General features: G+C 67.7%; 20 protein-coding genes and 3 pseudogenes. 8 read left to right on the top strand and 15 right to left on the bottom strand.

Translation table 11 applies throughout. The features are described 5' to 3' along the window. Nucleotides 1-5: 5 nt before the first annotated feature. Nucleotides 6-1,873: pseudogene (locus KY49_RS29440) on the bottom strand (phosphoenolpyruvate carboxykinase (GTP)). A gap of 752 nt (nt 1,874-2,625) precedes the next feature. Here KY49_RS29440 and KY49_RS29435 point away from each other — a divergent pair. Continuing rightward, nucleotides 2,626-2,871 carry a hypothetical protein gene (locus tag KY49_RS29435; RefSeq protein ID WP_042587871.1) on the top strand — a complete coding sequence of 82 codons (246 nt, stop codon included), beginning with the start codon at nt 2,626-2,628 and terminating at the stop codon, nt 2,869-2,871. Nucleotides 2,872-3,013: 142 nt separating this feature from the next. Here the strand turns inward: KY49_RS29435 and KY49_RS29430 are convergent, their stop codons facing one another. From KY49_RS29430 to KY49_RS36455, 5 genes and pseudogenes are all read right to left on the bottom strand, one after another. Then, a complete protein-coding gene (locus KY49_RS29430; RefSeq protein ID WP_042587870.1) occupies nt 3,014-3,250 on the bottom strand; it encodes a hypothetical protein in 237 nt (78 codons plus the stop codon). Continuing rightward, nucleotides 3,247-4,494 carry an alkaline phosphatase family protein gene (locus tag KY49_RS29425; protein ID WP_042587869.1) on the bottom strand — a complete coding sequence of 416 codons (1,248 nt, stop codon included), beginning with the start codon at nt 4,492-4,494 and terminating at the stop codon, nt 3,247-3,249. The genes KY49_RS29430 and KY49_RS29425 overlap by 4 nt, the downstream gene beginning before the upstream one ends. Before the next feature lie 251 nt (nt 4,495-4,745). Then, complete coding sequence (gene infA / locus KY49_RS29420; protein ID WP_010089473.1) at nt 4,746-5,012, bottom strand: translation initiation factor IF-1; 267 nt, start codon at nt 5,010-5,012, stop codon at nt 4,746-4,748. 499 nt (nt 5,013-5,511) lie between these two features. Continuing rightward, nucleotides 5,512-5,715, bottom strand: a complete 204-nt coding sequence (locus tag KY49_RS29415) for a cold-shock protein (protein ID WP_010089472.1) — start codon at nt 5,713-5,715, stop codon at nt 5,512-5,514. A gap of 245 nt (nt 5,716-5,960) precedes the next feature. Next, a pseudogene (locus tag KY49_RS36455) lies at nt 5,961-6,152 on the bottom strand (hypothetical protein); the annotation flags it as partial. Between the two features lie 10 nt (nt 6,153-6,162). On the opposite strand from KY49_RS36455, the gene KY49_RS38305 reads away from it, so the two are divergent. Next, the gene (locus KY49_RS38305; RefSeq protein ID WP_197083638.1) at nt 6,163-6,309 is read left to right on the top strand and encodes a hypothetical protein; all 147 of its coding nucleotides are present in this window, start codon (nt 6,163-6,165) and stop codon (nt 6,307-6,309) included. A 234-nt stretch (nt 6,310-6,543) separates the two neighbouring features. Here KY49_RS38305 and KY49_RS29405 read toward each other — a convergent pair whose 3' ends face one another. Then, nucleotides 6,544-7,671, bottom strand: coding sequence for a 4-hydroxyphenylpyruvate dioxygenase family protein (locus tag KY49_RS29405; RefSeq protein WP_042587867.1), 1,128 nt, complete (start codon nt 7,669-7,671; stop codon nt 6,544-6,546). Between the two features lie 360 nt (nt 7,672-8,031). On the opposite strand from KY49_RS29405, the gene shiA reads away from it, so the two are divergent. The 3 genes from shiA to KY49_RS29390 all read left to right on the top strand — a co-directional run bounded on the left by shiA (nt 8,032) and on the right by KY49_RS29390 (nt 11,625). Continuing rightward, the gene (gene shiA / locus KY49_RS29400; RefSeq protein WP_042587866.1) at nt 8,032-9,339 is read left to right on the top strand and encodes a shikimate transporter; all 1,308 of its coding nucleotides are present in this window, start codon (nt 8,032-8,034) and stop codon (nt 9,337-9,339) included. Between the two features lie 188 nt (nt 9,340-9,527). Beyond that, nucleotides 9,528-10,829 carry a UDP-N-acetylglucosamine 1-carboxyvinyltransferase gene (locus tag KY49_RS29395; protein WP_042587865.1) on the top strand — a complete coding sequence of 434 codons (1,302 nt, stop codon included), beginning with the start codon at nt 9,528-9,530 and terminating at the stop codon, nt 10,827-10,829. Between the two features lie 25 nt (nt 10,830-10,854). Continuing rightward, nucleotides 10,855-11,625, top strand: a complete 771-nt coding sequence (locus KY49_RS29390) for an IclR family transcriptional regulator domain-containing protein (protein ID WP_042587864.1) — start codon at nt 10,855-10,857, stop codon at nt 11,623-11,625. Nucleotides 11,626-11,637: 12 nt separating this feature from the next. Here the strand turns inward: KY49_RS29390 and KY49_RS29385 are convergent, their stop codons facing one another. Both KY49_RS29385 and KY49_RS29380 read right to left on the bottom strand, forming a co-directional pair. Further along, a complete protein-coding gene (locus tag KY49_RS29385; protein ID WP_042588828.1) occupies nt 11,638-13,938 on the bottom strand; it encodes an ATP-dependent DNA helicase in 2,301 nt (766 codons plus the stop codon). Further along, a complete protein-coding gene (locus KY49_RS29380; protein ID WP_042587863.1) occupies nt 13,935-15,674 on the bottom strand; it encodes a VRR-NUC domain-containing protein in 1,740 nt (579 codons plus the stop codon). Before KY49_RS29380 ends, KY49_RS29385 begins: the two co-directional genes overlap by 4 nt. Nucleotides 15,675-15,882: 208 nt before the next feature. On the opposite strand from KY49_RS29380, the gene KY49_RS29375 reads away from it, so the two are divergent. Further along, nucleotides 15,883-16,245 (top strand): DUF3175 domain-containing protein, encoded by a 363-nt coding sequence (locus KY49_RS29375; RefSeq protein ID WP_042588827.1) that lies wholly within the window; start codon nt 15,883-15,885, stop codon nt 16,243-16,245. Nucleotides 16,246-16,311: 66 nt separating this feature from the next. Here KY49_RS29375 and KY49_RS29370 read toward each other — a convergent pair whose 3' ends face one another. Continuing rightward, nucleotides 16,312-17,190, bottom strand: coding sequence for a MipA/OmpV family protein (locus KY49_RS29370; protein WP_042587862.1), 879 nt, complete (start codon nt 17,188-17,190; stop codon nt 16,312-16,314). 304 nt (nt 17,191-17,494) lie between these two features. Between KY49_RS29370 and KY49_RS29365 the strand changes: the two genes are divergently transcribed. Next, nucleotides 17,495-17,746 carry a hypothetical protein gene (locus tag KY49_RS29365; protein ID WP_042587861.1) on the top strand — a complete coding sequence of 84 codons (252 nt, stop codon included), beginning with the start codon at nt 17,495-17,497 and terminating at the stop codon, nt 17,744-17,746. 85 nt (nt 17,747-17,831) lie between these two features. On the opposite strand, the gene KY49_RS29360 is transcribed toward KY49_RS29365, so the two are convergent. The 3 genes from KY49_RS29360 to KY49_RS29350 all read right to left on the bottom strand — a co-directional run bounded on the left by KY49_RS29360 (nt 17,832) and on the right by KY49_RS29350 (nt 22,423). Continuing rightward, complete coding sequence (locus KY49_RS29360) at nt 17,832-19,442, bottom strand: S10 family peptidase (RefSeq protein ID WP_042587860.1); 1,611 nt, start codon at nt 19,440-19,442, stop codon at nt 17,832-17,834. Between the two features lie 553 nt (nt 19,443-19,995). Next, the gene (locus KY49_RS29355; RefSeq protein WP_042587859.1) at nt 19,996-21,795 is read right to left on the bottom strand and encodes a methyl-accepting chemotaxis protein; all 1,800 of its coding nucleotides are present in this window, start codon (nt 21,793-21,795) and stop codon (nt 19,996-19,998) included. Nucleotides 21,796-22,168: 373 nt separating this feature from the next. Continuing rightward, a complete protein-coding gene (locus KY49_RS29350; protein WP_042587858.1) occupies nt 22,169-22,423 on the bottom strand; it encodes a DUF3562 domain-containing protein in 255 nt (84 codons plus the stop codon). A gap of 562 nt (nt 22,424-22,985) precedes the next feature. Here KY49_RS29350 and KY49_RS39375 point away from each other — a divergent pair. Beyond that, nucleotides 22,986-23,207: pseudogene (locus tag KY49_RS39375) on the top strand (hypothetical protein); the annotation flags it as partial. Between the two features lie 476 nt (nt 23,208-23,683). On the opposite strand, the gene KY49_RS29340 reads toward KY49_RS39375, so the two are convergent. Beyond that, a complete protein-coding gene (locus KY49_RS29340) occupies nt 23,684-24,334 on the bottom strand; it encodes a BON domain-containing protein (RefSeq protein WP_042587857.1) in 651 nt (216 codons plus the stop codon). A gap of 29 nt (nt 24,335-24,363) precedes the next feature. Next, entirely contained in the window at nt 24,364-25,299 is a 936-nt protein-coding gene (locus tag KY49_RS29335; protein WP_042587856.1) for a universal stress protein, read from the bottom strand. Nucleotides 25,300-25,383 lie beyond the last annotated feature (84 nt).

The following is a 25,383-nucleotide window of genomic DNA, read 5'->3' as shown; positions in this document are numbered from 1 at the left end:
GTGTGTTACGCGCCGATGCGCCGTTCGATCCGCTTCATCGTATCGAGCAGCGCGGCAGGCAGGCGGAGCTTCAGCTTGTCGAACAGCTCCGCATGCAGCTTCAGTTCGTCGCGCCACTCGGCGGTATTCATCGACGTGACCGCGTCGAACTGCGCGCGCGCGTGAAGTCCAGTCCGTCCCAGTGCAGGTCGTCGTAGGCCGGCGACACGCCGAACGCATGCTCGGCGCCGCCGCCTTGCCCTTCGAGACGATCGAGCATCCATTTCAGCACGCGCATGTTCTCGCCGAATCCCGGCCACACGAACTTGCCGTCCTCGCCCTTGCGGAACCAGTTCACGCAGTAGATCTTCGGCAGCGTCGCGCCGCTCGCGGCGAGCCGTTCGCCCAGCGTCAGCCAGTGGCCGAAATAATCGCTCATGTTGTAGCCGCAGAACGGCAGCATCGCGAACGGATCGCGCCGCACGACGCCCTGCTGGCCGGCCGCCGCCGCGGTCGTCTCCGAACCCATCGTCGCGGCCATGTACACGCCTTCGATCCAGTCGCGCGCCTCGGTGACGAGCGGCACGGTCGTCGAGCGGCGGCCGCCGAAGATGAACGCATCGATCGGCACGCCGGCCGGGTCCTCCCAGTCCGCGTCGATCGACGGGCATTGCGCGGCCGGCGCCGTGAAGCGCGAGTTCGGATGCGCGGCCTTGCGGCCGGTTTCCTTGCCGATTTCCGGCGTCCACGGGTTGCCTTGCCAGTCGGTCAGCTTCGCGGGCGGCGTGTCGGTCAGCCCCTCCCACCACACGTCGCCGTCTTCGGTCAGCGCGACGTTCGTGAAGATCACGTTTTCCTTCAGCGTCGAGATCGCGTTCGGGTTGGTCTTCACGCCGGTGCCCGGCGCGACGCCGAAGAAGCCGGCCTCGGGATTGATCGCGTAAAGCCGGCCGTCGCGACCGGGCTTGATCCACGCGATGTCGTCGCCGATCGTCGTGACCTGCCAGCCGTCGAAGCCCTTCGGCGGAATCAGCATTGCGAAGTTGGTCTTGCCGCAGGCCGACGGGAACGCGGCCGCGACGTGATACTTCTTGCCGGCCGGCGACGTCACACCGAGGATCAGCATGTGCTCGGCGAGCCAGCCCTGGTCGCGGCCCATCGTCGACGCGATGCGCAGCGCGAAGCACTTCTTGCCGAGCAGCGCATTGCCGCCGTAGCCGGAGCCGAAGCTCCAGATCTCGCGCGTCTCCGGGAAGTGCACGATGTACTTGACCGGGTTGCACGGCCACGGCACGTCTTTCTGGCCCGCTTCGAGCGGATGGCCCACGCTGTGCACGCACGGCACGAACTCGCCATCCTCGCCGAGCACGTCGTACACGTCGCGGCCCATGCGGGTCATGATCCGCATGTTCACCGCGACGTACGGGCTGTCGGACAGCTCGACGCCGACGTGCGCGATCGGCGAGCCGAGCGGGCCCATCGAGAACGGCACGACGTACAGCGTGCGGCCGCGCATCGCGCCGCGGAACAGCCCGTCGAGCGTCGCGCGCATTTCGTCGGGCGCGGTCCAGTTGTTGGTCGGTCCGGCGTCGTCGCGCGACGCGCTGCAGATGAACGTGCGATCTTCGACCCGCGCGACGTCCGACGGATCGGACTGCGCCAGAAACGAGTTGGGGCGCTTCGCGGGATTGAGCCGCTTGAGCGTCCCCTGCTCGACCATCGCGTTGCACAGTGCGTCGTACTCGGCTTGCGAGCCGTCGCACCACACGACACGTTCGGGTTCGGTGAGCTCTGCGATGCGCGTCACCCATTCGATCAGTCCGCGATGCTTGACGAAGGCCGGCGGTGCGATTTTCGCGCCATGCATTGCTTCGTCCGTGGCGTTTCGGTCCATGAGATTGTCTCCAGAATTATTGGGCAAGGATGGGGGAAGCGGGCCGGGCCCGCGAGATGGGAAGGATGATCGGGCGGCAGGTTGCCGCGAACGCGGCGCGCAGGACGAATCGCGCGAGCGGTGCGCGTGTCTGAGCCGTGACGCGGGCGAGAGGGCTGGATGTCTCGTTGGAATATGCGAACGCGAGTTTCGCCATGCATGCAACCTGACGTACAACTACATGATGACCAGCATACCATCGCCGAACTCGCGTCGGCATTGCGTTGCAGCAAGGAAGTCATGCGCCGGCGGGCGGGCACGTGCGTTGCGCGTGCGTAATTTTTACTGGCGCGATTCGTGCGCTGCATTGCCATGCTCGCGGCACAGCCCCGCCCCGCAAGGGTTGCGCGGATACGGTAAGGCCGGCGTGCGCCGGATGCATGCAACGAGCGCGCCGGCATCTCGAGCACATTCACGTTTTCGCCAGTGCGGCAAACCCTGAATTAGGTTGCGTACACAAACATCTGACCACGGCACGTTACGGCGCAAAAAAGCGCGTACGGCAATCGGGAGTAGTACGTGTGCGCGCGTGTCGTGTGAGCAGCGCAGAATCGTTTCCTTTCTCGCAACGTGCTTCGGGTTTCGACTTAGGAATGGCTGAAACGGGACGCTTTTGGAGCGGGCCTTTGCGTCATCACGCAAGGGCGTGACGTTAAGTTTCGCGACCTAGACTGAATGCGTCGTTACGCAGTTTCGTCGCGAAAGGAGTTGCCATGAACACGCACGCGATCGCCGCCGCCCTGGCGGCCGTTTCCATTTCGGCGCTCGCTCAACCGGGCGCTGCGTCATTCAGTTCCCCACGCGCCGCGGCGCAGGCCGGAATCGCGCACACGGCGTCTCGCATGCCGGGCACCCTGCCCTCCACTCACGGTCTCGTGCTCGCGAAGATCGATCAGAACAATACGCCGCCGGACCGCGGTGGCGATCCGGCAGGCCGCCGCTCGGGTGGCAGGTTTTGAACGTCGCGCTTCGGATCGCGCCTTCTTTTCGCCCTACTGATCGATTTGATCGGGGCGATGGCGGCATCGGGTTGCATATTGCCAGGTCGTCATCCCGATGCCGTCGCAGCGCACCGTCGGTCGATTCCGGCCGCCGGGTCGATCAGCCGCGCCGTCGCCGGTGCACGTCGCGCTCCTGCTTCAATTGCGGCATCAGTTCCTCGATGTACTTCCTTGCCTGACCGTGCGTGACGACCTCGCCGAAGCGCTGATGCGCCCGGTCGTGTCCGACCAGCGCCGCATGCGCTTTCTTCAGGATGTGCAGGTAGGCAACCAGGCTCGTGCCGTCGCGCAGCGGTTCGTTGTCGCGCGGGTTCTGACGGGCGGCTTCGTGGGTCATGATCCGATCCTCGGCGGGCAATCCGCGCGGCAGGTCGACGTGATCAGCGACAGCAGGTCGTTCGCGTTGCGGTCGCGGTCGGTTAGCGGTTGGAGACCGAACAGGCGCTCGACGGTCGCGGGCACCGAACTGTGGTCGTACACGGTGTGGTCGACGTGGCCGCGCGCGACCCACGGCGACACGACGATCGCCGGAACGCGCACGCCGTAGACGTCGAACCCGAACCCGTTCGCGTTCAGCGTGGCCGCCGCGCCATCGTTCGGCGGTGGCGCGGCCCCCGGTTTGACGGAGTCGTAGAAGCCGCCGTGCTCGTCGTAGAGAATCACGAGCAGGCTGCGTTCCCACAGCGGCGAGTTGCGGATCGCGTTGTAGACCCGTGCCGCGAGCTGATCCCCGCCGGCGAGGCCGTCCATCGGATGCTGCGACGTGCCGTTCTCGTACGTGCCGTCCACGATGTTGCCGTAGCCCGGTTCGATGAACGTGTAGCGGGCCGTGTAGCCGGCCGCGAGATCCGCTTCGAAATGCGCGAGGTCGTCGACGTCGAAGAAGCTGATGCCTTTGAGCGATGCAACCTGCGGCACGTGTCCGAAAGGCGACCCGGACTGGTCCTGGTAGAGCCGGTAGCTGCCGTCGCCCAGCGCATCGAAGATCGAGCCTTTCGGGTACGGGAAGCCGCCGACGGTTTCCCAGCCGGCCATTTCCTCCCTGGTCGGCGAATGGTCGAGGCCCGCCGACGACGCGCCGTGCACGAAATACCGGTTCGGCCAGGTCGGGCCGGGCATCGACGCATGCCAGCCGTCGCACAGCACGAAGGACGTGGCCAGCTGGTACAGCGATGGAGTCTGGGTGCGGGTATCGACCGCCTGCATGATCTTGCCGACATCGTCGGCCTGCGGCGGCGCGCCTTCGGTGTGCGTCGTCGCATAGTTCGACGCGAAGCCGGAATTGTCGATCGGCGGATACGGCTGGCCCTTCCGGAATTCGACGCCCGTGCCGCACAGCTGTACGACGACGTCCGTGAACTCATGACCGGGATCGGTGGGCATCTGCGCGGGTGCGCCGCCGCCGAACGGATAAACGTTGCCGGAGTAGGTATTGATGTTCGCGGGTGTGGCGGCAACGATGCCGGCTATGCCCGACAACGCAAACAGATGGTCGAACGACCGGTTCTCCAGCATCAGCACGAATACATGCTGGATCGGCGACTGGACTGACGTCGATGCGGCCGCTGCGTCTGCGCTCATGGAGCCTCCTTCCGTCGTTCGAGGGAAAGCTGGATTCGCCGGGCTGCGTGGCCGATCGTTGAAAGTGTTGTAAAGCGTGTCGGTCGCGGAGTGCCGACGAGTGTACGGTGCGGCCGGCACTCGCGTAAAGATCAGTCGTTTGCCGTCACGGATTTGACCGTGACGACGTCGCGATGCGGCGGGCCTCCCCGCCGCATCAGCCGGATTCAAGCGGCGGAATCCGCCCGCCGCCCCCGTCCGGCTGCGGCCGATCAGCGGCGCGGCTGCCCGCTGCGGGGCGGCCGGGCCGGCGAGCGGTCATCCTTGTGCCGGAAATTGATGCGCCCCTTCGTCAGGTCGTAGACCGACAATTCCAGCGTCACGCGGTCGCCCGCGAGAATGCGGATATGGTTCTTGCGCATGCGGCCCGACGCATATGCGCCGACCACCACGCCATTTTCCAGCGTGACGCGATACTTGCTGTCCGGCAGCACTTCGTCCACGATTCCGTCCAATTCCAGCAGTTCTTCTTTTGCCAAACCAATTCCTCCAGACAAGATGATTGACCGCAGCTGCAACGGTCCGTCGAGCGCTGTTTCCCTAGCAAGGGAGGCTCGATGTCGAGCGCAAACGCGCGGTAGATCCGGCTCATGATCGGAGCCCGACGCGTCGCTGCTTGGTGCGATCAGGAAGGCGGTGCCATGGGTGCCGCCAGGATCAAGGCCGCGCCGGCTTCGGCATGGCCTCTGCGTGCTTGAGTTGCTTCGATTGTCTCGATGCGATGCGACTGCCGCTTCGCGGGGGTGTTGTGTTGCGCGTCGTTCGAACGCGCGATGAATGGAGCGCCTGACGATGGGCGCGTCGCAAAGGTCGCGACGTGCCGTCTCTTTCGCCGGCGATACGTGTGCGTCCATGAGGCTGGACGCTTGAAAGGGAGGCGATTGCCGTCGTGAATCGACGGCGTCCGCCATGGCGGCAGGTGCCGCGCGAAGAGCACTGCGGCACCGGCCCCCTGCAGGCGGCCGGTGCCGATACGGCTTACAGCGGCGTGATGTTCGATGCCTGCAGGCCCTTCGGGCCGCGCTTCACTTCGTAGCTGACCTTCTGATTTTCGGCGAGGGTCTTGAAACCCGTGCCGCGAATCTCGGAGAAGTGCGCGAACAGGTCATCGCCGCCCTTGTCGGGCGTGATGAAGCCAAAACCCTTGGTTTCGTTGAACCACTTGACGGTACCGGTATCCATAAATACTTCCTTAAAACGAATGAATGGTCGTGCCTGTTGATGGCAGCGGACAAAGAATTGAAGAGGGAGAGACCAACGAATGCCGCGGGCAGCGGCCAATGATGAGCAATCGAGCTTCTTGAAGACTTCGGTGACGGACACTACACGGTGCAGGTCGTCGCGTCAAGTTCTTGCGATGCGATGTGGCGTCGCACGGCGTCGCCGGGCCAGCCGCGGCGGGCGCCGCAAAGACGGGCCGGATCGCTGCGCCGCAGCTCGGACACCGTCACGACGGACAGGTAAAGGGCGCTCGCGTCGGCTTCGGCTTGCCGAAAGAATGCTCGCACCCCATTGTTGGTTCGCTTTCCCTTTCTGATTTCGCTGATGATGCTCGTATCGATCAGATAGGACGAACTAGACTTCGGATGAGTATGCGTGCTGCCCCGCGGAGAAGCCATGAAACGCGTCATGAAGAGTTTCCTGCTTGCCGTTGCCCTGCTGACCGTGGTTGGCGGTACCGTCGGCACCTATGCGGTCCTCTCTGCGCCGTCGGCTCATGCGGAACCGTGCGGCGGCCGTGGGTATCCGCAGGACGGCGGCAACAATCCGCCCTGACCCAAGCCCGGTTCCGAGCGAGCGATCGAGCGCTCCAAGAAACGGAATCGCGATGCGGCGATTCACGTCGGGCGTGTACGAAACACAGCCGGTGGACAGCGAGTCAAACGGCGTAAGCCGTGAGCTGTGAAGGAAAACAGGTGCACCGGCGCCGGCGAATCGCGGAACGTCGCGTGCAGCGGCCCGATTCCGCGTCTGCCGGACACGTCACATCTGGTTGAGGCAGTCGGCCATTCAGCCAGCGTCGCGCGCCTGCGCCAGCGCCGCCAGGCTCCCTTCCCCGAACCCGTGGTGCCCCTGCCGCTGGACGATCTCGAAGAAGATCTCGCCCGGCTGCCGCTTGACGAACGTCTGGAAGAACAGCTGCGGCACGCCGTCGTCGCCGATTTCGCCGTCGACGAGCACCGCGCGGCGGCGCAATGCATCGAGATCGAGACGGTGCCCCGGCAGCCGCGCATCGACCGTGTCGTAGTAGCGTGCGGGCGGCTCGATGAACTCGACGCCGTTCGCGCGCAGCGCGTCGACGCACGACAGGATGTCGTCGGTCGCGAGCGCGACGTGCTGCACGCCCTCGCCCGGATGGTCCGGCAGGTAGGCGTGCATCAGCTCGGTGCGTCGCGTGCCTTCCTCGTACACCGGAATCCGCAGCGCGCCGCACGGCGACACCATCACGCGCGATTCCTCGGACACGTGCCAGTGCGGGTCGATTTCGTGGATTTCGCGGAAATGCAGCAGGTCGTGGTAGAAATCCAGCCATTCCTGCATGCGCCCCGCACCGACCGTCTGCGTGAAGTGGTCGACCTGCTGCAGCCCGGTGCCGGCAAAATCGAGGTCGGTGTGCGCGGTGGCGACGTCGATCGGCCGGAAATCGATGTCGAAGATCGAAATGTCGCCGACGCCGCCGCGCTGGCCGTCCCGGCCGCGCCAGCGGTCGACGAAGTACAGATGCGAATCGCCGATGCCCTGGATCGCCGGAATCTTCAGCTCGCCGACGCCAACCCGCTCGCCTTCGAACGCCCACGCGCCGAGCGTGATCGCCCGCTCGAACGCGCGCCGCGCGTTCGCAACGCGCAGGCCGATCGCGCACACGCCCATTCCGTACTCCTCCGCGTAACGCGCGGCGAACGAATCGGGCTCCGCATTGATCAGGAAATTCATCCGGCCTTGCCGGTACAGCGTAACGGCCTTGCTGACGTGCCGGGCGATCGCCTTGAAGCCGAGCTGCTCGAAGCGTTGCGCGAGCGCGTCCGGCACCGGCGCCGCGAATTCGACGAATTCCAGCCCGGCCATCCCGAGCGGATTGGCGGCCGGGTTCTCGACAGGCGGCGTATCGCTGGTCAGGGGGGGATGAGTGCCAGGCATTCCAGTCTCCGAAGGCAAGCGGGGTCGATGAGGTGTTGCGCCGGGCCCGTGGCGCGGCCCGGCGTGCGCGGCGTCCGGGCCTGCGACTGTTCCGCGCGATGTCGTCAATGGTGCAGATTTTAACCAAGCCGTTCACGACGGCGCACCCTGGCCGAACGGACTGCGCGGCATCCGCCTAGTGCAAACCCGAAAATCGTGCGATTAACGCACGGACTTGAACGATAATCGCGCATTTTGGCCGTATGGCCAATTGCCGCGCCGCGATGCGCGCCCTATGCTCCGTTCACCCAACGCCTTCAATGCAGCATCGGACGCGGCGCCGCCACGATTCCATGATGCGCCGTGCCAGGAGACACCGCCATGACCCCAACCTTTGACACCGTCGACACCGCAAGCACCGTCCGGGCCCGCAGCCAGGCCCGCAAGGCCGCGCTCGGCAGCTTCGTCGGCGCCGTCGTCGACTGGTACGACTTCCTGCTGTACGGGATCGTCGCCGCGCTCGTGTTCAATTCCGAGTTCTTCCCGAAAGTCAGCCCGACGATGGGCACCCTCGCGGCGTTCGCGACGTTCGGCGTCGGCTTCCTGTTCCGGCCGCTCGGCGGCGTCGTGTTCGGCCACTACGGCGACCGGCTCGGCCGCAAGCGGATGCTCGTGCTGACGGTGATGATGATGGGCCTGTCGACCGTCGCGATCGGCCTGCTGCCGACCTTCGCGACGATCGGCTGGTGGGCGCCCGTGCTGCTGGTGCTGATGCGTGCGGTCCAGGGCTTCGCCGTCGGCGGCGAATGGGGCGGCGCGGCGCTGATGGCCGTCGAGAGCGCGCCTCGGAAAAAGAAGGCGTTCTACAGCAGCGGCGTGCAGGTCGGCTACGGCGTCGGCCTCGTGCTGGCGACGGGCGTCGTGTCGATCCTGAGCCACACGCTCGGCGAGGCGGCGTTCAAGTCGTGGGGCTGGCGCCTGCCGTTCGTGTTCAGCATCGTGCTGGTGCTGATCGGCCTGTGGGTGCGCAAGAGCATGGACGAGTCGCAGGAGTTCGTCGAGAAGGTCGAGCACGCGAACCGCAAGGTTCGCCTGCCGGTACTCGAAGCGCTCACGCGCCATCCGAAGGCGTTCCTGCTGATCGTCGCGCTGCGTCTCGCCGAACTGTTCACGATGTATATCGTCACCGCGTTCGCGCTCAGCTATTCGACGACCAATCTCGGCATGTCGCGCGACCTGTTCCTGAACATCGGCCTGCTGGTCGGCGCGGTGAGCTGCGTGACGATCCCGTGCTTCGCGTGGCTCGCCGACCGCTTCGGCCTGCGCCGCATCTACCTGGTCGGCGCGCTGATCGGCCTCGCGTCCGCGGTGCCGTTCTTCGTCGCGCTCGAAGCGCGTTCGATCGCGTGGATCGTGATCTTCTCGATCCTGCTCGCGAACGCCGCGCACGACATGGTCGTGAGCGTCCAGCAACCGCTCTTCACCGAGCTGTTCGGCGCCGAATACCGCTATAGCGGCGCGGGCGTCGGCTATCAGTTCGCAAGCGTGGTCGGCGGCGGCTTCACGCCGTTCATCGCGGTCGGGCTCGTGAGCCTCGCGGGCGGCTCGTGGCACCTCGTCGCCGGCTACCTCGCGGCAGGCTGCCTGATCTCGCTGGTCGTCGCCGCGCGGATGCGGGCGGCGGGCTGACTGTCCGCGGCCGGCCGCAGCGACGGCCGGCCGCGCGCAAGCGTCGGGCGCGTGCGAACTGCGCCGCGCAGCGTCAGACACTGTCAAGCGCTGCCCCGATTTCCCCTTTTCCCGCTTGCACTTTCCACCGGCATCCCGAGCGATGGCATCATATGGGGCTACGTCAGTCACCGATCTACCCCCATATCATGTCGAATCTCATCGTTCACGGCGGCACACCGCTGCGCGGCGACATCCAGCCGTCCGCGAACAAGAACGCCGTCCTGCCGATCCTGTGCGCCACCCTGCTCACCGACCAGCCGCTGCGGCTCGTCGGCGTGCCCGACATCACCGACGTGCGCAAGATCCTCGACATCTTCCGCACGCTCGGCAGCGACGTGTCGATCGATTTCGACACCGGCATCCTCGAGCTCCATCACCGCAACACGACGTTCGATCCGGCCGTCCACCGGCTGCCCGAGGCGATGCGCTCGTCGATCATGCTGATCCCGCCGCTGCTCGCGCGCTTCGGCGTCGCGCGCCTCGAGAACGACGTGAAGGGCTGCACGCTCGGCGTGCGCGAGATCGATCCGCACGTCGAGGTGTTCGAACGCTTCGGCGCGCAGATCGAACGCACGCCCGACTCGCTGATCGTGCGCTCGGACGGCCCGCTGAAGGCCAACGACCACTGGCTCGACTACGCGTCGGTGACGACCACCGAGAACTTCGCGCTGTGCGCGACCGCCGCGGCCGGCACGTCGACGCTGATGAACGCCGCGTCCGAACCGCATGTGCAGGAGTTTTCGCAGTTCCTCGCGATGCTCGGCGTCGGAATCGAAGGCATCGGCACGTCGCGGCTCTGCGTGACCGGCGGCGCCAGGCTCGGCGGCGGCGAATTCCGCTTCGCCGAGGATTTCCACGAAATCGCGACGTTCCTCGCGCTCGGCGCGATCACGGGCGGCGACATCGCCGTGCGCAACTCGGTGCCCGAGCACTTCCCGCTGATCGACCGCACGTTCGCGAAGTTCGGCGTGCAAGTCACGCATCAGGACGGCTGGTCGCGCGCGGAGCGCGACGGCCCGCTGCGCGTGCGCCGGCCGTTCACGCAGAACATCCTGACCAAGATCGAAGCGGCGCCGTGGCCGTACCTGCCGGTCGACCTGCTGCCGATCTTCATCGCGCTCGGCGTGCAAGCGGAAGGCAGCGCGATGTTCTGGAACAAGGTCTACGACGGCGCGCTCGGCTGGTCGGGCGAGTTGTCGAAGTTCGGCGCGCACGTGCTGCTGTCCGATCCGCACCGGCTGATCACGTTCGGCGGGCTGAAGCTTACGCCGGCGCGCGTCGAGAGCCCGTACATCATCCGCGTCGCGATCGCGCTGCTGATGGTCGCCGCGAGCATCGAGGGCCGCTCGGAAATCATGAACGCGCTGCCGATCCGCCGCGCGCATCCGCGCTTCGTCGAGAACCTGCGTTCGGTCGGCGCGAACGTCGAGTGGACCAGCAGCGAGTGATGCGAGCCATGCGGCGCCGCGCGACATGAACAAGGCCGACCTCGACAAGCGCGACTGGATCGCCGGCCTGGAGAAGGGCCTGATGATCCTCGAGGCGTTCGACAGCCAGCATGCGCGCATGACGCCGACCCAGGCCGCCGCCCGCACCGGTCTCACGCGCACCGCCGCGCGGCGTTACCTGCTGACGCTCGAATCGCTCGGCTACGTGTATACCGACGGCAAGCTGTACGGCCTGACGCCCCGCGTGCTGCGGGTCGGCTGGTCGTACTTCGATTCCGCGCGGCTGCCGCGCACCGTCCAGCCGTATCTGCAGCAGTTGAGCGCGACGCTGAACGAATCCGCGTACGTGAGCGTGCTCGACGAGTGGGAGCTGGTGTTCATCGCGCGCAACGGCGTGTCGCGCGTGATGACGACCGGCTTCGTGCTCGGCGCACGCGTGCCTGCGCCGCTGACGTCGCCGGGCGTCGTGCTGCTCGCGCATCATCCTGATCGCGACGCGGTCCGCGCGTGGCTCGACGGCGCCGAGCTGCCGCCGTTCACGCCGCATACGATCACCAACAACGCGCGCCTGCTCGAACAGATCGACCGCGCGCGCGACGACGGCTTCGCGGTGATCGAGCAGCAGTTGCAGGTCGGCGTGCGCGGGATCGCGGTGCCGCTGAAGAACCGTCACGGCGAAGTCGTCGCCGCGCTGAGCACCAACATGCCGATCGGCGCGGAAACCACCGAAGCGGCCGTGCGGCGCGTGCTGCCGCCGCTGCAGGAAACCGCGCTCGCGATGCTGAACGTCCTCTGAGCTGAGCGCGGCTCAACCGATCCGCCACCAGCGCGGCAGCAGATCCCGCACCTCGCGCCGCCGATAGCGGTCGTCGATCAGGTGCACGACGCCCTCGTCCTGCTCGGTGCGGATCACCCGCCCGGCCGCCTGCACGACCTTCTGCAGCCCCGGATACAGGTAGATGTAGTCGTAGCCGTTGCCGAAGCGCGCGTCCATCGCGCGGCGCATCTGCTCGTTGACGTCGTTGACCTGCGGCAGGCCGAGCGTCGCGATGAACGCGCCGATCAGCCGTTCGCCGGCCAGATCTACCCCTTCCGAGAACGCCCCGCCCAGCACCGCGAAGCCGACGCCGCGCCCGCCCGCGTCGAAACGCGCGAGGAACGCGTCGCGTTCGGCTTCGGCCATGCCGGGCGCCTGCGCCCAGACGGGCACGTCCGGATGACGCTCCCGCATCAGCGCGACGACGCGCTGCAGGTAATCGAAACTGCTCAGGAAGCTCAGGTAGTTGCCGGGGCGCGCCGCATACTGCGCGGCGATCAGGTCGGCGATCGGCACGAGCGACCGGTCGCGGTCGCGCCAGCGCGTCGACACGTGGCTCGCGACACGCACGGTCAGCTGCTCGGCGCGGAACGGCCCGTCGACGTCGAGCCAACCGGTGTCGGCGGGCAGCCCGAGCGTGTCGCGATAAAAGTGGAACGGGCGCAGCGTCCCGGAAAACAGCACGGTCGCGCGGGCGGCCGAGAAGCGCGGCGCGAGGAAGCCGGCCGGGATCACGTTGCGCACGCACAGCGTCGATTGCGCACGGCGCCGCCGGCCCGCCGGCGCCACGCCGTCGAGCCCCGGCTGCCGCGGCGTCGGCTCGCCGTGCAGCGTGACGTCGAAGATCGAAGCGTCGTCGAACGCATCCGCCAGCGCACCGAACTGGATCGCATCGAAATGAAACCGCAGCAATGCGTCGTCGTTCGCGCGCGGCGCGTCGGCCAGGTGCTCGCCGATCGCCGCGACGAGGTTCTGCACGGCCGATACGAGCGGACCGGGGATGTCGGGATACGCCGCGTAGCGCGTCTGTTGCGCGCGATTCAGCGCGCCCCAGGCGCGGCCCAGCCGCTCGAACGCCTTGCGCAGCGCGGCCGGCGCCGCGTCGCGCGCGGCCGCGAACGCGAACGGGTCGAGCGATCCGCTGTACATCTTGCGCGCGCGGTCGAGCAGGTTGTGCGCTTCGTCGACGAGCACGCCGATCCGCCACTGGTTCTGCTGCGCAAGCACGTGCAGCATCGCGCTGCCGTCGTAGTAGTAGTTGTAGTCGCCGACCACCATGTCCGACCAGCGCGCCAGCTCCTGCGCGAGGTAGTACGGGCAGACGTCGTGCGCGAGCGCGGCCGCGCGCACCGTTTCGCGGTCGAGCAGCCCGTTGCCGATCGCCGCGTCGCGCGCGGCGGCGAGCCGGTCGTAGAAGCCGCGTGCGAGCGGGCACGATTCGCCATGGCACGCGTTGTCCGGGTGCTCGCACGCCTTGTCGCGCGCGACGAGCTCCAGCACGCGCAACGGCAGCGCCGGCGTGCCGGCGCCGAGCGTCGTGGCCGCGTCGAGCGCGAGCGCGCGGCCCGGCGTCTTCGCGGTCAGGAAGAACACGCGGTCGAGCTGATCCTCGCCGCACGCCTTCAGCAGCGGAAACACCGTGCCGAGCGTCTTGCCGATGCCGGTCGGCGCCTGCGCGATCAGGCAGCGTTCGTCGCGCGCCGCGCGATAGACGGCGACCGCCAGCTCGCGCTGCCCGCTGCGGAACTGCCCGTGCGGAAACCGCAGCGCGCGCAGCGCCGCGTCGCGCGCGGCACGGTGCGCGGTTTCGCGTTCGGCCCAGCCGACGAAGCACGCGCACTGCTCGGCGAAGAACGCCGCGAGCGCGTCGGCCGCCAGCGTCTCGCTCAGCACGGTCTCGCGCTCGGACACGATGTCGAAATACACGAGCGCGACGGTGATCTCCGGCAATTCGCGCGCGTCGCACAGCAGATGCGCATATACCTTCGCCTGCGCCCAGTGCAGCGCGCGATGATTGGCGGGCATCGCGTCGAGGTTGCCGCGGTAAGTCTTGATTTCCTCGAGGCGGTTCGCCGCCGGATCGTAGCCGTCCGCGCGGCCGCGCACGGTCAGCGTTCCCCACGTGCCCGTCAGCGCAATCTCGGTCTCGTAGCGGGCGCCGCGGCGCGACGTCACCGCGCCGTGCCCCGCGATGCCTTCGAGCGCGGTCGGCGCGGGCGTGAAGCGCAGGTCGAGATCGCCGCGCCGCGCGGTGAACTCGCACATCGCCCGCACCGCGACGACGTAGGTCATGCGCAGTGCCCCGCAGCGGCGGCGGGCACCGCGACGTCGCCCGCCCATTCGACGTCGACGACGCGCACCGGCATCCCGTGGCCGATGCAGTAGCCGAGCCAGCGCGTCTGGTTGTCCTGCAGGCGGTCGCCGGGCCCCTTCACCTCGATCAGTTCGTAGCGCCGTTCCGCGGGCCAGAAACGGACGAGATCAGGCAGCCCCGAGCGGTTGCCGCGGATGTCGGCGAGCAGGCGCGCGAACCAGAGCCGCAGATGCGCGGACGGCAGGCACGCGAGCGCCTCGTCGAGCAATTCCGGGCTCAGCACGCCCCAGAACACGAACGGCGACTGCAGGCCCAGCTTCGTCGCGTAATGGCGGCGGATCGTTTCCCGGTACGCGCCGGAATCGAGCTGCGCGAAGCACGCGGCGAACGCGTCCGCGCGACGCGCGGCGAAATCGGGCGCATGCAGGTCGGCCGGCCCGCGCTGGAACGGGTGAAAGAACGCACCCGGCACGGCGGCGAACACGGGCTCCCAGCACAGCAGGCCGAACAGCGAGTTGATCAGCGTGTTCTCGACGTAATGGACCGGCGCGCCGGGTTGCGCGAGATGGTCGCGCACCGCGTATTCGACGCTGACGAACGCGTCGGGGCGCGCCAGCACGAGCGTGTCGCGCGGCACGTCCGGCGCGGCGGCCGCACGCTCGACCGCGCGGCCGGCACGGCGCTGCAGGCGCGGCAGCATCCGTTCGACGCGCTGGCGCTCCTCGTCGCTCTCGAATGCGGCGCGCGCGTCGAGAGCCAGCGCGAGCGCGTCGTCGTCGCATCCGCTGCGCTCCAGCACGCGGATGCGCCGGTGGCGGCTGCCGGGCCACGCGCTGCGCGCGTACGCGTCGAGCGCAAGCGGCCATGCGCCACGGCGTTCGCCGGCCTGGCCCACCGCGAACAGCAGCTTCGCGCGGCGCGTCTCGAGCCACGGCTGCCCGCAGGCGACCGTGCCGATTGCGTCGACGAGGGCTTCGAGCGGCGCGTCGTCGGGCCAGGCGTCGAGCGCATCGCGATACGCGTGCAGCGCGAGATACGCGTCGACGTCGCCGCGCCGCTGGAACGCGCGCGAGGACGGCGCGAACGGCACGCTTTCGTACTGGAACACGCCGAGATCGGCGAGCACGAATTCGCTCCAGTCCTGATGGAGATTGCCGAAGAACATCAGCCGCAGCCGGTCGCACAGCGCGCCGACGGTCACGCGCAGCACGTGGTCGTCGCGCGGCGGTTGGCCGGCCCCCGGTTGGCCGGCCCCCGGATGGCCGGCCCCAGAAAACCACACGTCGAACGGCTGGGCCATGTCGTGCGCGAGCCGCAGCCGGTCGAGCCATTCGCTCTTGCGCTCGCCAGCATGGGCGCCGAGCGCCGGAAACATCCGCAGCAGTTCGGCCTTGGTGCACAACGCAAAGATTTCATCGAGCGTCAGCGCCGGGGCCGGATCGACCCAGCCCGCCGCGACGAGCGGCGCGGCCGCCGCGAGCGGACAGCCGATCTCGTCGTAGGCGAGCTTGCTCGCGCGGAAATCCGGGCCGTTGCGCATCAGCATCCGCACGAGCAGCGCGCGCGACGCCTGCGGCAGCGACGGGAAGGCCTGCAGGAATGCCCGCTCACTGTCGTCGAACACGTCGTCGTAGCGCTCGCCGAGCCAGGCCAGCGCACGTTCGAAATTGGTCAGGTAATAAAACGCCGGCGGAGGCGGCGAAGATGGCGTCACGGAGATCGGTCACTGTACGTTTGTACAGGTCGGAATCATAGCAAATGTGAAACTGGCGGTGGGTGTGGCGCGGTTGCCTCGTCCGATCGCACGCGCGCACAATCGAAAGCATCACACCGCGCCACGGCTCACGGGCTTCGGCCAGCGCACCCAAGAAGCACGCGGATCGTCCGGCGCACATCGGCGCGCCGCGCCGAAGGAGTTCGCCATGACTACTCGCCGCCCGCCTGTCAGTTCCCGTGAAGACGGCCATTCCGCGACGCGGCGCCCTGCCCGCGACACGACCGCACCGTCAGCCGCGCAGCGTTGGTCGCAACGCGTGACCGAGCACAGCGACGCGCTCGACCTCGAACCGGGCACGTTCTCGCACGACGATCCCGACGAAGTCGCGCAGGCGCTGAAACGCGCGGCCGAACGCAGCACGCGCCGCAAGGGCACGCCGTACCAGTCCGCGATGTCGATGCTCAATTTCTATATCAACCGGGCCGGCGCGCATCTGCCGCAAGACCGCCGCGACACGCTCGAACGCGCAAAGCAAAAACTGCGCGAAGCGTTCGGCCGCGGGTCGTGACATGCGGCCCGTGCTTGTGCAAAGCGCCGACCGCCTTCCGGCCCCCTTCCGCCCAAACGGTCCGGTTCAGAACTGGTAATTGACCGACAGATCGAGCACGCCGTTCGTCGTCTGCTGCGTGACCGGGCTGCGCGCCGCGCGCCCGACGAGCTGCTCGAGCGCGCCGTCCATCGTCAGGAACCAGTGCTTGTTCACGAACCAGACCATCGTCACGCCCGCGCCCACCGACCGGATTCCCGCTCCCGACGAATAGCGCGGCAGCCCGGAACGCGCCGCGGCCGCATCGCTGACGCCGAACCAACTGTTCATGTAGCGCGCGTCGGCAAACGAGACGGTCGGCCCCGCGAACCAGAAGAAATGCTCGTTGCTGCCGGGCATCGGCATGTACGCGGACAGGTCGCCGACCCAGCCGTTCGAGCCGCCGACGCTGCGCCGCACGTCCGCGCGCAGCACGAGCGGAAAGTCCTTCGAGATCACGTAATCGGCCGAAAGCTTGAGCACCGGCGCCGGGTTGATGTTGTCGAAGCCGCGCAGGTGGTCGAGGTCGTCCGCGCTGCGGCGCCCGAGGTCATAGCCCACCGACAGGCTGACGCGCCAGTTGGGGCCGCGCAGCACGTTCGCGCCGATGCCCTCGCCGGTCGACAGGAAGAACAGGTCGCGATAGCGCACGTCGACGTTCGGCCCGCCGAGCACGTGATAGCGATCCGCGCCCGCGTAGCGCGGCTCCAGCGTCATCCCGGCGCCGACACTGACTTGCCAGTCCGGCGTGTTCGGCTCGAACAGCTTCATCAGCGGCACGCCGGCCGAGAACTGCCACTCGCCGAGCGGCGACGGCGTCTGCGCGCGTGCGGCTTGCGGGCCGGTCGCCATGAGCACCGCGACCGTCGACACACCGGAAAGGAACCGGCGTGCGCCGGGCGACAGCAACTGGCGAGCGATGACCATAGGCGGTATCCGACGGCTGCATGAAAACCGGGGAACGCCGCGCACCGCTTGCCGTACCGGCAAGCCGCAGGCGGCATGCATGAAATGCAGTGTACGCTGAATTCGTGAACTGCCAATGCGCTGCGTGCACTTCGACGCAGGTTTTTCCGCGCGGCTTTCATGCGCCGCAGCGGAGGTCCTCCCGGTAACGTAGACTTTGTGTGGAGGCTTTCGTCACGATGCGCGCGGCTGGGCGCCGGCGCCGCGACGAAGGCTCGGCATGATGCCTGCGAACATTCGTCCATCGACCGAAGGAGGTTCGACCATGATCGTCCATCCCACCGGCAGCCGCAGCACCGTACTGACGGCCGCCGGCCTGTCCCGCCTGCTCGCGTCGCAGCGCAAGCCGCCCGCCGACAAGACGGAAGAACGCATCGACGAAGGGCTCGAAGAATCGTTTCCCGCCAGCGACCCGCCGGCGATCGGCGGCGCTTCCCGCATCGACCCGTCGAAGCCGTCCGGCGAACGTGAAAAGCGCCCGCCGCACACGCCTTCGAAACCGCACGATCAGGGCTGACGCGGCGATTGCACGGGCGCGGCACGCGCAAGCCGCCGCGGCGGACGCTGCGGTCCAGCGTCCGCGCGCGGGCTCCGTCAGAGGCTCAGTACGGCGTGCGGGTCGAACGCCTGCGATATCGCGCAACGCCCTCGATTGCCGCCCTCGCGGGCAGACCGGCTGCCCTTATTGCCGCGGCATGCGTTTCCGCCCCGCCATAGAACGACGCGAGATCTGCCTTCATCGCGGTTCTCGATTCATTGTCGAGGTAGATCATGTGACCCGACGGATAATTGCGGACCGTCAGGTTGCTGTCGATCTGCGCGCTGGCAAGCGGCATCTCCTGGAACGTGATCAAGGTCTGGAAGAACGGCGTCACCGAGTCGTAATACCCGTTTGCCGAAAACACCCTCAGGTACGGATTGACGGACATCGCGGCAGCAAGGTCGCCCGCCGTGTAGAGACTTCCGCTCCCCCCTCTTTCGGCGCCGGTCGGGTCGATATGACTGAAATCCCAATGGGCGAACGCCTTGTCGTTCAGGTCCATGAAGGGCGCGACCGACGTGTATTGCAATTCGTCGTTGAGGTAGACGTTCCACATCGCCGTGTACACACCGCTCACGGCAGCCATCGTCGGATCGTTGCCGCCCGAATCCGGCGCGACGAACTGGGCGATGCCGGTGTCTATCCCTTTGACGCGCCCGTCATAGGCGCCGACGGCCATCCCGGCGTCCAGCAACAGACTCGTCAGGAACGACGCGCCATTTCCCGTTGAAGGATTGAGCTGCCAGTACTTGAGGACCGTGGACGGAATGCCGAGAATCTCGCTCAGATGCCGCAGAACCCCGTCATCGATCTTGGGGTAGGCGGCCAATGCATCCGCATATGGACCGCTCGCGAACGCAGACACCTTGTCCATGAATGCGGGCAGATCGGTCGGCTCCGGGGACACCGTGACTTTCTTGTGGTACCACGCGTCGGCCGCAAACGTCGGAAGGACGCCGACCGCGTTGCCCGCCTGCGAATAATCGAGAATCGACGACTGCAGCACGATCCCGTTCAAGTCCACGCCGTCTTCGTGCAGCATCCACGCGAGCACGCTGGTGCGCGGCGTTCCGTAGGATTCCCCGAACAGATACTTGGGAGAGTTCCACCGGTTGAAAACCGTCAGGTAACGCTTGATGAATTGCTTGATGCACCCTGCGTCCTGGTCTACGCCCCAGAAATCCTTGTTGGTGTGAGGCGCGACCGCGGTGGAGTAACCGGTGCCGACCGGGTCGATGAACACGAGGTCGGTCTGGTCGAGCAAACTGTCCGCGTTGTCTTCCAGCGCATACGGAGACGGGGGCGTGAAGTTCGGCATGCTCGTCCTGATCCGCCTCGGACCGAACGACCCCAGCAGCAGGAAAACCGACGATGATCCGGGGCCGCCGTTATAGAAGAACGTGACCGGGCGCGTGGATGGCGTCGATTCATCGGCGGTGAACGCGACATAGAACAGTTTTGCGCCCGGCCGTGAGCTGTACGGGTCGGTCGTGACCAGGTGGCCTGCTCGCGCCGTATAGTCGATCGACCTACCGTCGAGGTTCAACGTGTGGTGCGTAATCGCGGCAATTTCGGTGACGTCGCTGATTGAATCGTTCGGACCGTATCCGTATGGCGTTGTGTCGATGAGCGGTTGATCGGGTGCAGCATCATTGCTTGTAGTTGCATTCATCGCTGACCTCCTTTTTCAGTTTCAGCCGAACACGCCCGGCGGCCTCGACCTCGTGTTGTCGATGGTCTTGTGCGTCAACCGCAACGGGAAATGGTTTGTGCGATATGAAGACGACGGGGGAAATTCGATGCATCGTGAACGCGCTGCGCGTCGTCGTCTGCGAAGATGGATGAGCCTCTGGAAGCCGTGTCCATGTGCCGCCTCATGCGATCGGGTGAACGTCGCTGCGACTGGTGAATATCGCGAAGTATAGGAATTCGCCCGTTGTTTCCAAGGCGCTTTTTTATGATCCGCGCGTTCCGTCGAACGGACGGACAATGGGCTTCGAATTGATTGACATGAGTGAAACAGTGATCGCGTCAATTGCTGTTTCACGCACCGCTCGATGCCGGCGATGCATTATTCGCACTGGCCCATCAGCCGTGCAAAAGGATGGCGCCGCGTATTTCACCACGCTGAAATCGCGGGTGCGATCGGCGCGGTCAGGGGGCGCGCCGATCGCTCGCCCCCGGGCGCCGGCCGAGCGGCCGGCCCCGGTCCGACAGGCGCCGCGTCAGGAGACCTTGAACTGCCCGACCGTCGCCGCGAGCGCGTGCGCCTGCGTCTGCAGCGCCGCCGCCGCGGCCGTCGACTGTTCGACGAGCGCCGCGTTCTGCTGCACCATCTCGTCGAGCTGCGTCACGGCGCGGTTGACTTCCTGGATGCCGCGGGTCTGCTCGTTCGCCGCGTGCGTGATCTCGGAGATGATCGTCGTCACGTTGGCGACGTTCGTGACGATCTCCCGCATCGTCTCGCCGGCCTGGCGCACCTGACCGGACCCGGCCTCGACGCTCGCGACGGTCGATTCGACCAGCACCTTCACCTCGCGTGCGGCCTGCGCGCTGCGCTGCGCGAGGCTGCGCACCTCCTGCGCGACGACCGCGAAGCCGCGGCCCTGCTCGCCCGCCCGCGCGGCCTCGACGGCCGCGTTCAGCGCAAGGATGTTGGTCTGGAACGCGATGCCGTCGATCACGCCGATGATGTCGCCGATCCGGCCCGACGCCTCCTCGATCTTCTCCATCGTCGAGACTACGTCCGACACCACCACGCCGCCGTGCGACGCGATCTTCGACGCGGCCTCGGCGCGCTGGTCGGCCTGGCCCGCCGCCGCGGCCGACTGGCCGACCGTCGCGGTGATTTCCTCCATCGACGCGGCCGTCTCCTCGAGGCTCGCTGCCGCCGCCTCGGTGCGCGACGACAGGTCCTGGTTGCCGGCCGCGATCTCGTTGGCGGCCGTGCGCACCGATTCGCTCGCGTCGCGGATCTGCTGCATGACCTCCTGCAGCTTGTCGACGAAGCTGTTGAACGAGCGCGCGATGTCCGTGACCTCGTCGCCGCCGTCCGCCGGCAAGCGCTGCGTCAGGTCGCCCGAGCCCGAGCCGATCGCCGCCATCGCCTGGCGAACCAGCGACAGGCGGCGGAACGCCGTCGCGGTGATCGCGCCGACGATCAGCGACGCGATGACGATGTCCGCGACCAGCGTGATCAGCGACGCGGTCAGCAGCGAGCGCATCCCCGCGGTCGCCTCGGACTTGTCGAGCGCGACGAGCGCGTACCAGTCGGTGCCCGGCACCGGCAGCGCGCGGACCAGCTTCGCCGCGCCGCCGACTTCCACCTCGACCGGCGCGCTCGCGTTCACGATCGACGCGGGCGCGATCGCGCCGAGCTCCGTCGACACGTCGTTGACCGGCTTGAGCGTCAGCTTGGAGTCCGGATGCGCGACCACGTGGCCATTGCTGTCGATCAACATCCCGAAGCTGGCCGGCGTCGGGTGGATCGACTTGACGTTCGCGATCACGGCGTTCATCGCGACGTCAGCGGCGACGACGCCCTTGACCGCGCCGTCGCGCATGATCGGCACCGCGAACGTGACGACCAGGTTGCCGGTGCCCGCGTCGACGTACGGCGGCGTGACGACCGGCTTGCCGGCCTGCGCGGCCTGCTTGTACCACGGGCGGCCGGTCGGATCGTAGTCGGCCGGGATGCCGGTCGGGTCGGAGAACTTGAACGTCTTGTCGGCGTAACCCGCGTAGACGTTGGTGAAGCCGCCTGCCGCGGCCATCTGCTTGTAGACCGGCAGCGGATCGGGCGACAGCGCCGCGTCCTGCAGCGACGCGATCATCCGGCTTTTTGTCGCGACCCAGTCGCCGATCCCGACCACGTGGCCGCTCGCGACGGACGTGAGGTTCCGGTCGATCGCGTCGTCGTTGTACGACCGGGCGATGAAATAGTTGATCAGCGTGCTGGCGAGCAGTGCGGCCGCGACGATGGCGACGCACGCGGCGATGATGCGGGCGCGAATGGACGAAAACATGGCAACGACTCTATGAGGGAGCGCGAACGCACGGTGGACGAATTCCCCGTGTAAACGGCGGCGTTCGCGATTACTTAAGGGTGGAATTCGTCAGACCATTCGTTGTTTGACGCGCGACGGCACGCGCCTTGCATGCAGGCGTCGAATCGATCAATTGGGGAAAAACCCGGTGCCCGGCGATTGCGGGCGGCATGGGTGTGCGGATACGGTCCCGGATTGGGGAATTCCGCGCGCACGCGCTCGCAGCACGTGCGCGCATGGATCTGCCCGCCCTCGTGAAAAGGCGTGGCCGTATTGCGTCAGCGTATCGTCAGGCGGACGGCCGCGCGCGACTCGTCACGGCCGTTCGGTCAGCAATGCAGGCGGCCTCCCCTCATAGGCGACGGCTCGCCTGAACGTCCGGCTCCGCGGGCTGCCGCGCCGGCGGCCCGTCCGCCGCCTGCTCGTCGAGCTGCCGCATCCGCTCGCGCAGATGCCGGACCGCAAACACGTGGATGTAGTCGTGCACGCGTGCGTCGGAGGACAGTGCGCGCACCTCGTCGTCGATCATGGCGCGCAACTGGTCTGCATTGATCGACCGCTGCGCGGCAACTTCCGCTAGCGCTTCCAACAAAGTGTCCCGTGACATCGACGGACTCCTTACTGTCGAGGCAAATAAAGATGGATGTATTCCTAGCCTAAAGACTGAACAGCAACGCCGCGCGCGACGCGCGATCGTGCCCTTGCGCGGCATCAACGACCCCGAGCGACGCCGGCAGCGTCAAGCGGGTGTCGAGCGCCGCGATCCGACGGCGGATCGCCTGCAACCTGGCCGATGCGGGCTTGTGCCGCACGGATCGTCCGATGGAGAAACCACGCTTCCCCGAAAGCGCGGCGCCGACGCGCGAGCCTGTCGTGGACAGGCATCGGCGGTCGGCATAAAAACCAAGTTAGACGGGACTAAAAGGCGCGTCAAGGCGCTTGCGCCGTGAATCGCCCGCTTAAAACCGCGCGATCGCGCGCCGAACGCGACGCGCGCGTGTCAGGAAATTCCTATGGCGCGGCGGAATTCCTGACGCAGACTTCAGCGCGCCCTGATTGGAAGCGTTCTTCCGCCACACGATACTGATGCCATGGACACATCGTTCATGCAGGGCCATCGCGCAGCCGGCCGTCGAGCGGGCACGCGGGTCAGGCGGAGGAGACCACCCATGGCTTTCGGCAACTTTCCCAGTGGCGACGGACAGCGGCGCGCGACGCGCGCGATCGCGGAACCCGCGCCGGCTCCCCGCGACGATCTCGATGCGCTGCTCGCGCTCGCCCGCCAGGCAGGGCTGCTCGTGACGCTCGACGGACAGATCGGCCGCGAGAAGTACCAGAGCATCGTCGGGTCGGTGGCCGCGTTGCAGCGGTTCGCGGCCGCGCTGCGTCAGCAGGCGGCCGTGGCTGCGCCCGCGCCGTCGCCGGTGCGGCGCGCATCGCGCCGCGGACACGTGCGCGTGAGCAGGACGCGCCGCTTTTCGCCGTGCCGCGCCTGCCCTCTCGAGACGGCACGCCACCGCGCGCATGCGCGACACGGCGGGCGCCAGCGGCGCAGCGCCCGTCCGGGCTGCGTGTCCTGACATCGCGCGCGCCGCCGCTGCCGCGCTGACGAACCGGCCCGGCCGGTCCGGCGCGCAGCGCGGCATCATCGACGGCGGACGTCATGCCGACAGGCGTGCGCGCGGCCATGCGCACGCCGGGGCCGCGTTCGGCCGTCACCGGTTTACATACGAGGAAAAGCGTCGGCGCGGGCCAGGAAAGCGGGCGGGGTCTACCACCCCGCCCGTCCTCCAAGGCAGCCTGACGGCGGCCTACCCTCGTGCCGGAGAGTTCGTGTCCGGTGCCGGCGGCATCCGCGTGCGCGCGCCTACTCGACGACCAGGTTGTCGATCACCGCTCGCACGCCGGGCGCGGACCAGGCCGCGCCGCGCGCGACTTCGCGCTCCGCATACGAGTCGACCTTGCCGTTGAGCGTGACCGTGCCGTCCTGCACGATCACGTCGATATGGTTCGCTTCGCGTTCCGCGTGCCGCTGCATCGCCTTGCGGATCGTCGCGCCGATGTCGCCGGCGAGCACGTCGCCGCCCACCTCGATCGCATCCGATACGCCGACGATCCCGCGCATCTGCGACACCGCGCGCAACGCGCGCTGCCGCTGGTAGCCCCAGTCGACCTTGCCGCTCAGCGTGATCCAGCCTTTCTCGATCTGCACGTGGATCGCGTCGTCGCGCAGGCCGGCCGTCCAGTGCAGCACGGCGCGCACCGCTTTCGCGATGTCTTCGTCGGTATGGCGCTCGTCATGCGGCAGATGCACGGTCATGTCGACGACGACGGCCCTCACGCCCGCCACGCGATGCGCGGCGTGTTCGGCCGCGACTTTCTCCGCGACGCTCGACGGATGTCCCGACAGCGTGACGACCCGGTCTTCGACCTCGACGCCGATGCGGGTCGAATCGACCGCCGGATCCCACGCGAGCTCTTCCTCGACGTCCTGCTTCACCTGCCTGTCGGTCTTCATCGCACGCTCCCGAATGGGTCCGCCCGGCGTCAGTCCGTGCCGCGCACGAGCAGCACCGGCACCTGCGCGATGTGGGCGACGCGGCGCGCGACGCTGCCGATCAGCAGCGCCGCCAGCCAGCGCCGGCCGTGCGTGCCGACCACCAGCAGCTCCGCATCCCAGCGCACGGCCTCGCGCATCAGCGCGTGCGCGACGTCATCGCTCGTTGCGTGCGTTTCGATGATGCCGCGCTTGGTCGGATTCGCGCATCCGTCGAACAGCGCCGCCACCCGCGCGAGCGCGCCCTCGCCTTCGGCGCGGTACGCGTCCTCGAGCGCGCGCACCGGCACGATGTCCGTCAGACGAATCGCGCGATCGACGACGTACACCGCGTAGAGCAGCGTCGTCGGCGTCGCGAGCGCCATGCCGGCCTGCAACGCGTGCAGCGACGGCTCGCTGCCGTCGACCGCGAACATCATCCGCTGCGGCGGGCCGTCCATCGGCCGCTCGTAGCTCGCCGGCACGATCAGCAGCGCGCAGCGGGCGCGCCGCGTCAGCGTGTCCGACACCGCGCCCTCGACGAGCCGCAGCAGGCCGTGATGTGCGCTCGCGCCGACCACGAGCGCATCGGCCTGCCACGCGACGGTGTCGCCGACGAGCGCGTTGGCGATCGTGCCGCCCGCGACCGACGCGTCGACGATGCCCTGCTCGACGTCCGCGCCGCATCCGGCGAACAGCGGCGTGATGCGGTCGAGCACGGCCTGCGCATCGTGCGCCATTTCCTCGCGCGCGGACGTGAGCAACGCATCGACGCGCGGGATATCGGGCAGCAGCAGGCGGGGATTGTCGATCACGCTGACGACGCGCAACTTCATGCCGGGACGCAGCAGCGTGCGCACGTACTGCGCGGCGCGCAGCGATTCGGGCGTCGGATCGACGGCCAGCACGAGTCGCGAAAGCGGCGGGACGGATGAGTCAGGCTGCATGGCGAAGGCCTCCGTTCGTGCGCGCCGTCCTTGGCGGGACGGCGCCGGGGCTTCGCGCGGCGGATCAGGCCGCCGGCGCACGAT

It is taken from the genome of Burkholderia sp. MSHR3999 (assembly GCF_000833595.1).
In the GTDB taxonomy this organism is placed as follows: Bacteria; Pseudomonadota; Gammaproteobacteria; order Burkholderiales; family Burkholderiaceae; genus Burkholderia; species Burkholderia ubonensis.
The sequence above is the reverse complement of the archived record's forward strand: the minus strand, read 5'-3'. Positions and strand labels throughout refer to the sequence as shown.